Below are 11,874 nucleotides of genomic sequence, written 5' to 3' on the forward strand. Positions count from 1 at the left end.
CGGGGGGGGGGGGGGGGGGGGGGGGGGGGGGGGGGGGGGGGGGGGGGGGGGGCCCCGGGGGGGGGGGCGGGGCCCCCCCGCCGGGTGAGGGTCAGTCGTCGAGGGCGTCCATGACCTTGCCGAGGTCGACGAACTTGAAGTTGGTCGCGTCCCGGTCGCCGTCGCCGGGGGCGTCGTGTCCGTCCTGGACGACGAGGAGACCGTTCGGGTACCTGGAGCCGAGCGGGGCGTTCAGGACTGCGGCGCCGTCGCACTCCTCGGAGCCGTCGAGGACGTCGCTCGCGGCCGTGATCCGGAAGCCGCCCTCGTACTCGTTGGCGTCCTCCAGCTCGCGGTCGTAGGCGGCGAAGGTGTCGTCGCCCTGGCTGGAGGCGAGGAGGTGGCCGTCGCCGTCGGACTCGGTGAGCAGCGTCAGGCCCTCGACGTCCGCGGAGATCCTCGTGCCGCCGTAGCCGGGGTCGGCGCCCGGCGTGCACTCCTCGGTCTCCTCGTCGTAGGTACCGGGGACGCCGTACTCGCGGACCTTGTCGATCAGCTTCGGCGTGCCGGTGAGGTCGGCGCGCAGGCGCCAGATGCCGATGTCCTCCTGACCGGCGTAGAGCATGCCGTTGGCCGGATCGACGACCATGCCCTCGACCTGCGGCAGCTCGCCGGGCTCGCCGCACGGGGACCACGAGGTGCCGTCGGGCAGCCGGAAGGCGGAGGGCAGGTCCAGGGTGCGGATCTTGCGGTACGTGACCTTGCCGTCGGCGGCCGGCAGCAGCTCCAGGAGGGCGATGCCGGTGCGCTCGCGGCGGCTGACCAGGGCGTAGGACTTCCCGGTCGCCGAGTCCGTCCAGGTCGCCAGACCGTAGGCGGTCCGCTGGTCGTTGATCTCGGCCTGGTCCTGGGAGAACACGGGCGGCGAGGCGGGGTCGGTGACGTCGGTCAGCGGACCGCCGGTGCGGTCGCGGTCGATGCGGTAGAAACGCAGCCGGTCATGGCCGCGGTCGCTGGTGACGGCCAGGTCGGCCTTCCCCGTGGAGAGCCGCAGCCCGTGGAGGAGGTCCACGTTGTTGAACCGGCCCGGGGCGTCGTCCTCGCCCACGGCGGGGGGCGCGGCTATCGACTGCACCAGTCGCGCGTCCAGGTCGTAGACGCGCAGACCGCCCTCCTTGGCGGTGGCGACGACGAGGCTGCGGCCGGGGGCCGCGGCGTTGCGCCAGATGGCGGGGTCGTCCGCGTCGGCGTTGCCGCCTTCGTCGTCGTCGTGCAGCACCGGTGTCTCCGCGCGGGGGGTGACGGACGGCAGCGAATCGCCGGAGACGCGGTGGCGGCCCTCGGCCTGGGCCGGCACGGCCAGGGCCACCGCCGTGAGGGCCGTGGTCACAGTCAGCACGGCCGACCGGGCGATCGTGGAGCGAGTCACGCGGATCTCCTCTGGGAGGGGGTTGGGTGGTCCTGCGAGAGAGTGGGCCTTCTTCGTGTCGGCACGGCAGCCGCCCACTGACCGGTAACCCCGGCCTCGCGTGTACACGAGGTGAACGACGTGCCGGACGGCGGATCGACCGGCCGGGTGGGCTTCTCCCCCACGGGCGGCCACCCGCCCACGAGCCGTACGACGGCTGAACACTGTCCGGCGACTGACCCGACCGGGCGCCGGCAGGCCCTCCTGACCGGCACCGGTTGGCGCGGCAGCCCTTTCAGTTCTTGCGGATGCGGTGGGCCTCGGCCACGAGCTCTTGAGACAGTTCCGGCCCCGCACACGCGTAGTCGATCAGCAGGTTCCGGTAGGTGGTGCTCGCGAGCTGCGGCGCCAGGGCGATCAGGGCCCTCAGGTCGTCGGACGAGCCGGAAAGGCGTGTGCGGTAGGCGGCGCCCGCCGCGCGCAGGGAGACTTCGTGAGGTTCGTGTTCCAGGCCCTGTTCGACGAGGCTGGCGGCTGCGGCGAAGTCGCCCTGCTCGGCACGCACGTCCGCCAGGTCCAGGTACAGGGACCAGTTGGCGGGGTCCAGGCGCAAGGCGCACTCGAAGGCCGCAGCGGCCTGATCCAGGTCGCCCATCACGCGCCAGGTGGCCGCTCGTGCGACCGCGGTCCACATGACCCGGTCGACGGCATCGGCACGGTCGCACAGAGCGAAGGACAGCTCGTACCGGCCGCAGGCCCGGGGCAGCCGGGCCATGGCGGCCAGCGACTCCGGTACGGGATTCCGTTCGGACACCACCTCGAGGGCATGGAACCAGGGCGCGAACCGCTCCCGCATCTCGTCGGTGTCCAGGTCGTGGCCGTAGTCCAACGTCCGCAGACACGCCTCGGCCAGCGCCTCGGCACTCACCGCGCCGAGAAAGCGCGCATCGCCGAACCAGGGTGCAGCGCCCCACGCCACGTCGGGCCGCACACCCGTGACCGAACCAAGGGCCATCACCGCGTCGTCCATGTCCCCGTCGAGGAACAAGAAGTACGCCTGCGCCGGCACGGCGCTCAAGGAGCCGTCCTCGTCGAGGCCCTCCTTCAGCTCCGCGCGTCGGTCCCGCCACAGCTCGGCGAGGGCCGCATAGGGCTCCGGAGCAGCCGGTGCCGAGGCTACCGCCCCCACCAGCAGCTTCACGGCGCCCATCGGGCTTCCACCGCAGTGCGCCATCACACCAGCGAGACCGATTCCCGCCGCCACCGTCCGATTCGCCATCGCCAGAGAATACCCATGGCCAAAGATTGTGTGAGCCCGTGCGTCGGGACGGCGGTACGGCCGAGGTGATCTGTCGGTGACGGCAGCCCTGACGGCAACGCCGGCACGCAAGGGCGCCGATCACCGCGGTCGGCGATCAGCCCGGGAGAGGCGGAGTCCCTGCCCTCCGTGGGCACCTTCCGCCTCACACCAGGACGGTGGCGCTCCGCACCGCATCTGCGAACCGGAAGAGTTCGAACGTTCGCGTTGCGTCGACCACCCTCGCCTCTTGAGTGCTCGACGGGCCGGGTTGTCCCTGGCGCCGGGCGCGGACGGCACCGCCGTGGTCGTTTCCCGCGCGGGCGGGCTCCCGCCCCTGCTCGGGGGGTCACAGGACGGGAGCCCTGCATCCGTTTCCCCCGGAGGCGGGCGGTCGGATGCATCGGCACCTCGTGCACGTACGCACGGACGCGCGCAGGTGTCAGGCGTACGGCGGCTGAGGCGGTGCGCCGGGCGTACGGGGGCGCCCGAACCACTGGATCGCCGAGCGCTGGGTGAGCAGCACCACTACGGCGATGGCACCGCCGAGCGGAACGACGCCCCCGGAGTCGTGGTTCGCCGCGGCGCCCGCACCGGCGAGGATCTGCAGGACGGCCAGCACCACGGATGCGACCCGGACGCCGTTGCCCGCCTTCGGGTACAGGAATGCGAGCACGCAGAGCACGAACGCCGTCAGATACCCCGCGAGGGAACGCCCGGCGGCCTCTGCGCCGGCCGCGGCACCCACGACGACGGTGAGCAGCGATCCGAGTCCCGCGATGACGAAGTTCACCACCTGCGCGCTCCGCACGGAGGCGGGCATGGTGAGCGGGAAGGGCGGAGCGAACGGTTGGGGGTGCGGGCCCCAGGTCCCCGGCCCGTACGGTCCGGGGGCGCCGTACGGGCCGGGGGGACCATAGGGCCCGGGGCCGTACGCGGCCTGGGGCTGCGGGGGGCCGGCGGGGGTGTTCGGACCGTACGGGCCGGGGGCCTGGGGCGGCCGGTACGGGCCCTGCGGGCCGGGCTCCGCCGGTTGGGCGTTCGACATGAGACGCACTGTAGCGACGAGCGAACTGAGCACGTCCGCCCGGGGGTCGGCGGTGCGGGGGTGAGGTCGCGGTTCTCCCCGCCGCGGAGTCAGCCCCCGCTGCGAGCGCGATCCCCGCGGCCACCTGGCCCCTCCCGGGTTCGAAGTGACTTCGCCGACGGACGAGGAGGAGCTTCGTCGCCTCGGCGTCGAGCTCCTGGGGGGTACGTGATCCACGGCTTGCGCATCCGACCGCGGCCGCGAGCGTTCCTGCGGCTTCGACAGGACCGTCCACCGCCGCCGCGGCGTCGTCGAACGCTGCTTCCGCCGCCTCGAGCAATGGCGCGGCATCACCACCCGCTACGACGAGCAGCCCGACCGCCGCCCCGCAGCCATGCGGCTGTGGCGCCGCCCCGCAGCAGGAGCGGGCAGGGACCTGCCCCGTGCGTGTTCGTCGGCCGACGGTCCGCCATCCTCAGGGAGGCCCTGGGGCCCCGGCGGCGAGGGCTGCCCTCGGGCAAGCCCTCGCTCCGCACAGGACAGGAGACGGTCTGCCCGGCAAGCGGGCCGGCTTTCCGTCCCTGCTCACTCGACCGGGGACTGCCGGCTGCGGTCCCTGACCGCCTTCTCGATGATGCGCGCGCACGTGGTGAACACTTCGACCTGGTCCGGAGTCAGGTCGCGTACGGAGATCTCCTCGAGGGAGCGCCACATGTCGGCGATGGGCTCCTTGAGGGCACGGCCGGCATCGGTGAGGCGGACCACCATGACCCGCCGGTCATGGGGAGCGGGCTCCCGGGTGAGCAGCCCTGCCTCCTGCATACGCCGCAGGGACTTGGAGACGGTGGAGTGGTCGAGGCCGACCCGCTCCAGCAGTTCCGCCTGGGTCCGGCCGTCGTGGTCGAAGAGCTGCATCAGCAGCAGTTCCTGCCCCGGGTGCAGGTTCATGGCGCGCAGCATGGCGGCGGCATGGCCGCGGTGGGCGCGGGCGAGCTGGAAGATGGCGTAGCTCAACGGCCCCTCGCCCGCCGTGTTCGGCAGCTCCGATGAGGTGGTGTCTGACATTGCTGCTCCCTCATCACACAGAGAGTGTGGGGTGACGGATTAGTTGACGGTGAGGACGATCTTGCCCCGGTTGTGGCCCGCGTCGCTGGCCTGCTGGGCCTTGGCCGCCTCGGCGAGCGGGTAGGTGGCGCTGATCGTGGTGACCAGTGTGCCGTCCGCGGCCTGCTGGGCGAGTTCGGCGAGGCGGGCGGCGGAGCGGCGCTGGGGGCCCTCGGCGAAGACGATGCCGAGTTCGGCGGCGCGGAAGTCGGCGGTGGTGACGATCCGGTCGGTGCCGCCGCGCAGGGTGATGGAGTCCTCCAGCGCGCCCTTGCCCGCGGCATCGAAGACGGCGTCCACCCCTTCGGGGGCGACTTCACGGACCCGCTGGACCAGGTCGTCCCCGTAGACCAGCGCGGTCGCGCCGAGCGAGGTGACGTACTCCTGGTTGGCCGGTCCGGCGGTGCCGATGACGCGGGCGCCGCGGGCGACGGCGAGCTGGACGGCGATGGTGCCGAGCGCGCCGGACGCGCCGTGGATCAGCAGCGTCTCACCGGAGGTGACGCCGAGCAGATCCAGGACCCGTTCGGCGCCGTCGCTCGCCACGGGCAGGGCGGCGGCGTGAGTCCAGTCCAGGCCGGCCGGCTTGGGCGCGAGGACGGCCGCGGACGCCAGGGCGTACTGCGCGTAGGAGCCGGTGTCGGACCAGCCCAGGACCTCGTCCCCCACCTTCAGGTGGTCGACGTCCTCGCCGACGGCGTCGACCACACCGGCGATCTCCCCACCCGGCACGGCGGGCAGCGTGGTCGGGAAGACGGCCTCCATGCCACCGGATCGGATCTTGCCGTCCACCGGGTTGACGCCGACGGCCTGAACACGCACACGGACCTGGCCGGGGCCGGGCCGGGGAACGTCGATCTCCGCCTCGTGCAGGACCTCGGTGCCGCCGAACGTGTCGAAAACGATGGCCTTCATGACTGCTCTCCTCGAAGTGGGATGCCGCACCAGCCACATTCCGTGGCCAGCCACATAAAAGTAGCACCGATTGTGTGGCTAGCCAAGTAATTGCTGCGAGGCGGATCGCGCGTCCGATGAACCCGCGCAGTCCGGGGGTCCGAGGCGGCGTGGCCCGCACATCGCCGGATCGGGTGACCGGCGGGGCGGTCGTCCTGCCGGACCGGTCGATCCGGCCGTCCCGCCGCCCCGTCACCGACGCAGCCGGCCGCCGGGCCCCACCGTGCCTGGAACTCCGGCGTCGTCGAAAGACACGTCAACAGGATCAAGATGCTCGAGCGCCGGATGTCCGGACGCGCCGGCTTCGCACTGCTCCGCAAGCGGGTCGTTCTCGCCCCGTGACCGATGTCAGCAGCTCCTGGAACCGTGCCTTCGTCCGCGACAGCCGTATCAGGAGCCCTCCACGGGAACGTGGGGAACCGGCCCGTTCGACGGCGACCTCGCCGCAGACTTCGTCGGTGAAGGCGCAGGACCGCCCTGCTGCGTGGCTGTCTCCACGTCGGTGCGCACGCAGGACCGGGGCGGCCGCAGCGAGACCGACGCACGCGTGGAAGACCTCGTGAAGGACGTCCCCGGGTTCCCGGGGACGGACCACGCGCGCACTCCTGGCGGGCCGGGCATCACCGTCGGGTACTTCCGCGACGCCGACGCCCTCACGGAGCGGCGCAACGGCGCCGAGCACCGTGCGAGCGTGCGGTCGGGGCCCGGAAGCCGGGTGACCTGCAGAAGGAACCGCCGGCCGGTGTCTTCAGCGAGCCTCCTGAGGGGGCTGTCGGGGACCGCCGTGCCCGGGGTGCGCTTCCGGGCACGGCCCGGGGCGTGCCCACGCGTCCCGGGCCGGGGTCGACCGGCTCCAGCCGAGGGGGCAGGCCGGTCGGGGACGGCGAGGAGTGCTTCCCTGGGAGCGGAGCGGAGCGGGAGGCCGGGCGCGGCCGGGAACCCGGGGGCAGCACTTCGGCGGGGGCCGGTGCGCGGTGGCGCCGCACCGGGCGTCAGGTGGACGGTCGTGCGGCGGGGCCGGTGTCCGCTCGCGCGTGCGAGAGGCTCAGGTCGGCCAGCGTCTGCGCCAGGGACTGCCAGACGTGGGCGGCCAGGTCCAGATTCTGGGACTCCGTCGCTCGGCGGCCCAGGCTTTGCAGAGCTTCGATGCCCTCCTCGACGCGTCCCTCGAGGATCATCAGTCGACCGTCGAGGACCGACAGCCGCACCCGGTCCCGGTAGGACAGGCGCAGGTCCCCCTCACCCAGCAGGGCGCCGACGAGCGCGCGGGCCTCGTCGAACTGTTCCTTGTGGAACGCGAGATGGGCCTCCAGCGCGCGCAACTCCTGCAGTTGCAGGGGTGTGCCGATCAGGTGCAGAACGGACGCGGCCTCGCTGAGCCATCGCTCGGCCGCGTCGACCTGCGGCGGCGACATCTGCAGTGCGGCAGCCGTGGCGGCGGCCCGCAGCCGGGTCCACAGGACCAGATCGTCCTTGCCCTGCAGAAGGTGCAGCGCGGTCTCCAGCCTGGTGCGGGCGCCGGCGTGGTCGCCGCGGCGGTTGCAGACCACGGCGGCCGTCCACCACCCCTCGGCCGCCTGCGCGGGGGCGGCCGAGGGAAGCAGGTCGCGCTCCAGTTCACCGACGTGCCGTGCGGCCGCGTCCAGCCGGCCCAGCTCCGTCTCGATGCTGATCAGGACCATGAGGGCGGCCATGGTGTCGGACGGGGCCAGTTCCTCGGAGCGGGCGATGGCGAGCGCCTGGACGGCCGCCGGTTCCGCCGTCCGCATGTCACCCAGCGCGCGCGTGCAGCGGGCGTACTGCACCTGTGACCGCGCGCGGAGTTCGGGTGCCTCCAGCACCTCGCTCAGCTCGATGAGTTCGAGCAGGCGGGTGCGTTCCTGTGCGTGGTCCCCGGCGCGGCCGGCGGTGCGGCTCAGCAGCCACAGCGCCTGCCAGCGAGCGGCGGGATCCGCGCCGGTGTCCTCGTCGACCGCGCTGCTGAGGGCCGTGGTGTCGGCGGTGCCGGACGGCGCCGACAGCGCGGCCGCCAACTCCAGGGACAGGGACCGCTGTGACGAAGGGGCCGTCAGCGCGGACGCGTCCACGCCCAGCCGTTGCGCGAGATAGGCGGTGGCGCGTTCGGTGGGCGGGCGTTCGCCCGACTCCAGACGTGACAGGTACCCCGTCGACATGCCTTCGCCGACGAGCTCGGCCTGGCTCAGACCCCGCTCCAGCCGGAGCCTCTTGAGGCGGCGGCCGAAGTGCGGTTGCTCGAGCATCTCCCACCCCTGCTCCCGTGATTCACGCCAGACCTCCGTCCTCGGCCGTTCGATCGGAGGCCTGAAGTTGTCAACACTTTACGAAGCCCGTGATAGGGCGGCAAGTTGTTACCTGTCGGCCAACCTCCCTGCTCAGTAGGCGTGTTGCGGTGGCTCCGCGGTCGCCCGACACGCGCGCGGACCCTGAACACCGCTGCCGTACCTGGGAGTTGGCAAGTTGCTCAGGTCACCTGGCAAACTCTTGCCACGGGAGTTGCCGCGCCTTAGCCTCAAAGATGCCGTCCTGATGCGATTCCCCCAACTCGTCTCATGGAGGTTCCCGTGCCGCGCCACGCCCGACCGGGCTCAACGCGAAGGTCCGTCCCGCGGCTTCCCGTGCTCGCCGCACCCGCCTCTTGCGCGGATCCGGCGGAGCGCCCCCCGAGCCGGTACGACACCGGCACCCCCGGCTCGTCCGCCTCCCTCCGGCCGGGCTCGGCGGCTGCCTCGAGCGGTGAGATCGAATGGCCATGACAACGTTATCGGCGGAACGGTCCCCGGACGGACGCATCCGCTCACCCTGACCTCCTCGGGACACGGCTTCCGCCGCCAACCGATCCCGAGGACGCGGAGCACCGGGCCCCGGCCGCCGACGCGGCGACCGAGCCCCGTACCGGACTCCCGCCGACACCCAGGCACCCACGCGCCGGTGCGCTCCGCACGCACACTCCTTCCAGCCCCCCATGCGCAGCAAGAAGGACGGTACGTCCGTGGCGACCACGAGTTTCCCCGACGCCTCGCCCCGCAGGCACCACCGCACCGCACACCCCGCCCCTCCCGTCAGCCGCCTCCCCCCAGGGGACGGCCCCCGGCGCGCCACCCCGTCGCGGGCCGTCTGCACCGCCCACGTCTCACCGGCGGATCTCGTCGTGACCGCCGCGGAACCGGAATTCGCCCGGCAATTCGGCCTGAGCGCCGACGAGATATGCGGGCACCGCCTTCTGGATCTCCTGCATTTCCCCGTGTCCGCACGTCCGAGGGAACAATTCACCGCTCTCTCCTCCGGTCGCCGGTCCCGGTTCACCGAAAAGGCCAAGGGAAAGGACGCCGCGGGCAGCCTTTTCCCCGTGGAGATCACCGCCCTCGCCGTACGCGGTCTGACCGGCGGATCCGCCGGCGTCGTCGTCCTTCTCCGCCGTCTCACGGCCGCCGGCGCGCCGCAGGCGGACCCCGCCCCGGCACCCGTCGACGGGCCGGTGCTCAGCACCCTCGACGCACAGGTGCTGGAGGGCGTCGCGCGCGGCGAGTCCACCGTGCAGCTCGCCTCCCGCCTGTACCTCAGCCGTCAGGGGATCGAGTACCGCATCGGGCAGATGCTGCGCAGATTCGACGCGCCCAACCGCCCCGCGCTCGTCTCGCGCGTGCACGCGCTGGGCATGTTCGCCGCCGGCCAGTGGCCGCCGCGCGTGCTGCCGGAACGCATCCAGCCGTAGGCACAAGGATCGTTTCCGGACGAGGGTCGTGGTCGTCATCGACGCCACGGCCCTCGTCACGCCCGTTCGCCCCCCGGGGGGGGGGGCGCGAGCCGGCGCGGTGGAGCGGCGGACCGGCGCAGGTCGGCACGCCTCGCCCGCCTCGCCGTACGCCGCGCGCGGAGCCGGCGGACGCGGGACGCCGCGTGCGCCCCGCTCAGGCCGCCGAGGGCTGCCACGCCTCCTGGAAACGACGGCGGGCCCTGAAGAGGCGGGAGCGCACGGTGCCCACCGGCAGCGCGAGCACCTCGGCCATCTCCTCCTCGTTCAGCCCGTAGGCGCGCAGGGTGAGGACCTGCCGATGCGCCCGGGACAGGCGCTCCAGCACGTCACTGATGTGCACCGCGTCCCACGGGTTGTCCTGCGCCTGCGACTCGACCTGCGAGCAGGTCTGCTCCTCGCCGAAGCGTTTGGCGGTGCGCATCGCCTCGCGGACCGTCACCGAGCGCACCCAGCCGTAGAACGCCGCCGGCTCGCGCAGCGTCTTCAGGCCTCGGTAGATGGCGAGCAGGGCCTCCTGGGTGGCGTCGGCCGCGTCGTCACGGGTGACGGACCGGCAGATCCGTGCGACGTAGGGGGTGATGAGGGTCAGCAGATGGTTCATCGCCTGCGCGTCGCCCGACTGGGCTCGCGGCAGCAGCGTCAGGGGGGAAGGGAGTTCGCTGACGGTGGTCATGTCGAGGGAGCACTCCTTGCGGCGACCGGGCGTGGGCGGGAACGGGGCGGCGCTCAGCCCGCGTCGGCGGTGGCGGGCTCGCGCCGGGCACTGGCGAAGGCGAGGAGGCCCGCGAGCACGTCGTCGCGGAAGGCCCGCACGAACGACGGGCTGAAGCAGGCGGTCCAGTGCGGGAACTCGATGGACAGACGGCCCTCGAAGGAGACCACGCATGCCATGACGGGACTGCGCCCGGCCTGCGGGAAGTAGTGCTCGCGGGCGGGCACCAGACGGACGTCGGCCGCCCGCAGGCCCTCGGGCAGCCGGGGGCCGGGCACCACCCCCATGTTGGTGGCGATCACCGTGGCCAGCTGCAGCGCCGGGGTGCGGGGGATCTCCGGGGTGATCCGCATCTCCTGGAAGTGCCCGCCGTCGGCGATGAAGTCGCTCAGGCGGGCATGGACGGTACGCGCGACGTCCAGCGGGTCGCAGGCCGCGGTCACCTCCAGCGTCTGCAGGTGCGTGGTCACCGCCGGCACCATGACGGACGCCGGCAGCGGCGGCGTCAGCCGGGAGCGCAGGTCGACGGGGGACAGACAGCCCAGGGTGCGGGGCCCGTCGCCCTCCAGGCGCCGCCGGGCCGCCGCCAGCAGGGCCGCGGCGACCGACGCGTGCACGGACACACCGGCCTGCCGTGCCGTCCGGCGCAGCCGCGCGGTGTGCTCCGTGTCCAGGGTCAGCCGGCACACCTCGATGTGCCCCTCCCCCGCCCCCTCGGCCGGCGCGGTGCCCGGCACGTCGTAGGGCACCAGCTCGACCGGGTGCTCACGCGTCTGCCGCACGCGCTGCTCCAGGTATGCGGCCGTGTCCGCCTCGACCGCCGGCGGCAACAGCGCGCTGACCGGCTGCGGCCACTCGGGGCTGCCCGCGTCCGCGGTGTCCACGGCCGGGAGCCGCCCGTGGGTGACGAGCGCCCGGTAGTGGTCCCACAGCGCGTTGTGCAGGGCGATGCTGCTGTGGCCGTCGGTCACCGTGTGGTCGATGACCAGGACGAACAGGTGGTCCTCGCCACCGGGGGCGCTCACGAGCACCGCGCGCGAGAGCGGGCCGCCCACGGTGAGCGGCCTGTTCAGCTCCGTCGCGTACGCCTCCTCCAGATCGCCGGCGCGCCTCTCGAGACGGGGGCGTCCCCCGTCGTCCAGCAGGGTCAGCGCGTGCCCCGCACCGTCCGCCACGATGCGCGAGCGCAGCGTCGGGTGAGCCTGCGTCACGGCGTCGAACGCGGCGGCCAGCGCCTCGGCGTCGACGCGCCCGCGCAGGGTGCACGACAGCACCGCTCTGCTCCGCTGGCCCACGTAGAGCGTCTCAACCGGACACAGCGCACGCTGCATGACGTCTGCCCTCTTCTCGGTCGTCCAACGGGTGCGCCCGGGCACGGCACCGACGGATCGCCGGCGTTCGGCCGCGGGCATCGGGGAGTCGCCACGAAGAATGCACCGGACGGCGCCGCCGGATCCACCGGAAAGGCCCTGGGAAAGCGAAGTCCCGTGAATTCCCTAGAAGTCGGCGTGTCCCGGAACACTCCCCGGCGTCGCGCACTTTGGGGAAATCCCTGAATCGGCCGCGCGGGACCGGGATCGCCTTGACCCGGCGCCCCGCGGTGGCGCACCGTCATGTG

General features: G+C 73.0%; 9 protein-coding genes. 1 reads left to right on the plus strand and 8 read right to left on the minus strand.

Annotated features, from left to right (window positions below):
• Nucleotides 1-91: 91 nt before the first annotated feature.
• From ACH4F6_RS00020 to ACH4F6_RS00045, 6 genes are all read right to left on the minus strand, one after another.
• Nucleotides 92-1,408 carry a phytase gene (locus tag ACH4F6_RS00020; protein WP_397957499.1) on the minus strand — a complete coding sequence of 439 codons (1,317 nt, stop codon included), beginning with the start codon at nucleotides 1,406-1,408 and terminating at the stop codon, nucleotides 92-94.
• A 274-nt stretch (nucleotides 1,409-1,682) separates the two neighbouring features.
• Nucleotides 1,683-2,597: a tetratricopeptide repeat protein gene (locus tag ACH4F6_RS00025; RefSeq protein WP_397957500.1), complete on the minus strand. Its 915-nt coding sequence runs from the start codon at nucleotides 2,595-2,597 to the stop codon at nucleotides 1,683-1,685.
• Nucleotides 2,598-3,126: 529 nt separating this feature from the next.
• Nucleotides 3,127-3,732, minus strand: a complete 606-nt coding sequence (locus ACH4F6_RS00030; RefSeq protein ID WP_397957501.1) for a hypothetical protein — start codon at nucleotides 3,730-3,732, stop codon at nucleotides 3,127-3,129.
• A 564-nt stretch (nucleotides 3,733-4,296) separates the two neighbouring features.
• Nucleotides 4,297-4,776: a MarR family winged helix-turn-helix transcriptional regulator gene (locus ACH4F6_RS00035; RefSeq protein WP_397957502.1), complete on the minus strand. Its 480-nt coding sequence runs from the start codon at nucleotides 4,774-4,776 to the stop codon at nucleotides 4,297-4,299.
• Between the two features lie 39 nt (nucleotides 4,777-4,815).
• Nucleotides 4,816-5,730, minus strand: a complete 915-nt coding sequence (locus tag ACH4F6_RS00040; RefSeq protein ID WP_397957503.1) for an NADP-dependent oxidoreductase — start codon at nucleotides 5,728-5,730, stop codon at nucleotides 4,816-4,818.
• A gap of 1,031 nt (nucleotides 5,731-6,761) precedes the next feature.
• Entirely contained in the window at nucleotides 6,762-8,030 is a 1,269-nt protein-coding gene (locus tag ACH4F6_RS00045) for a helix-turn-helix domain-containing protein (protein ID WP_397957504.1), read from the minus strand.
• 947 nt (nucleotides 8,031-8,977) lie between these two features.
• Between ACH4F6_RS00045 and ACH4F6_RS00050 the strand changes: the two genes are divergently transcribed.
• Nucleotides 8,978-9,502, plus strand: coding sequence for a LuxR C-terminal-related transcriptional regulator (locus ACH4F6_RS00050; protein WP_397958184.1), 525 nt, complete (start codon nucleotides 8,978-8,980; stop codon nucleotides 9,500-9,502).
• 196 nt (nucleotides 9,503-9,698) lie between these two features.
• Here ACH4F6_RS00050 and ACH4F6_RS00055 read toward each other — a convergent pair whose 3' ends face one another.
• Both ACH4F6_RS00055 and ACH4F6_RS00060 read right to left on the minus strand, forming a co-directional pair.
• Nucleotides 9,699-10,217 (minus strand): RNA polymerase sigma factor, encoded by a 519-nt coding sequence (locus tag ACH4F6_RS00055; protein ID WP_397957505.1) that lies wholly within the window; start codon nucleotides 10,215-10,217, stop codon nucleotides 9,699-9,701.
• Nucleotides 10,218-10,270: 53 nt separating this feature from the next.
• Nucleotides 10,271-11,587: a protein kinase gene (locus tag ACH4F6_RS00060; protein WP_397957506.1), complete on the minus strand. Its 1,317-nt coding sequence runs from the start codon at nucleotides 11,585-11,587 to the stop codon at nucleotides 10,271-10,273.
• Nucleotides 11,588-11,874 lie beyond the last annotated feature (287 nt).

Source organism: Streptomyces sp. NPDC017936, from assembly GCF_044328485.1.
Taxonomy (GTDB): domain Bacteria; phylum Actinomycetota; class Actinomycetes; order Streptomycetales; family Streptomycetaceae; genus Streptomyces.

What these genes read in the sequence shown, in the direction of transcription:
- ACH4F6_RS00025 (WP_397957500.1), bottom strand. Translation starts at nt 2,597, where the DNA reads ATGGGCGCCGTGAAGCTGCTGGTGGGGGCGGTAGCCTCGGCACCGGCT.
- ACH4F6_RS00030 (WP_397957501.1), bottom strand. Translation starts at nt 3,732, where the DNA reads ATGTCGAACGCCCAACCGGCGGAGCCCGGCCCGCAGGGCCCGTACCGG.
- ACH4F6_RS00035 (WP_397957502.1), bottom strand. Translation starts at nt 4,776, where the DNA reads ATGTCAGACACCACCTCATCGGAGCTGCCGAACACGGCGGGCGAGGGG.
- ACH4F6_RS00040 (WP_397957503.1), bottom strand. Translation starts at nt 5,730, where the DNA reads ATGAAGGCCATCGTTTTCGACACGTTCGGCGGCACCGAGGTCCTGCAC.
- ACH4F6_RS00045 (WP_397957504.1), bottom strand. Translation starts at nt 8,030, where the DNA reads ATGCTCGAGCAACCGCACTTCGGCCGCCGCCTCAAGAGGCTCCGGCTG.
- ACH4F6_RS00055 (WP_397957505.1), bottom strand. Translation starts at nt 10,217, where the DNA reads ATGACCACCGTCAGCGAACTCCCTTCCCCCCTGACGCTGCTGCCGCGA.
- ACH4F6_RS00060 (WP_397957506.1), bottom strand. Translation starts at nt 11,587, where the DNA reads ATGCAGCGTGCGCTGTGTCCGGTTGAGACGCTCTACGTGGGCCAGCGG.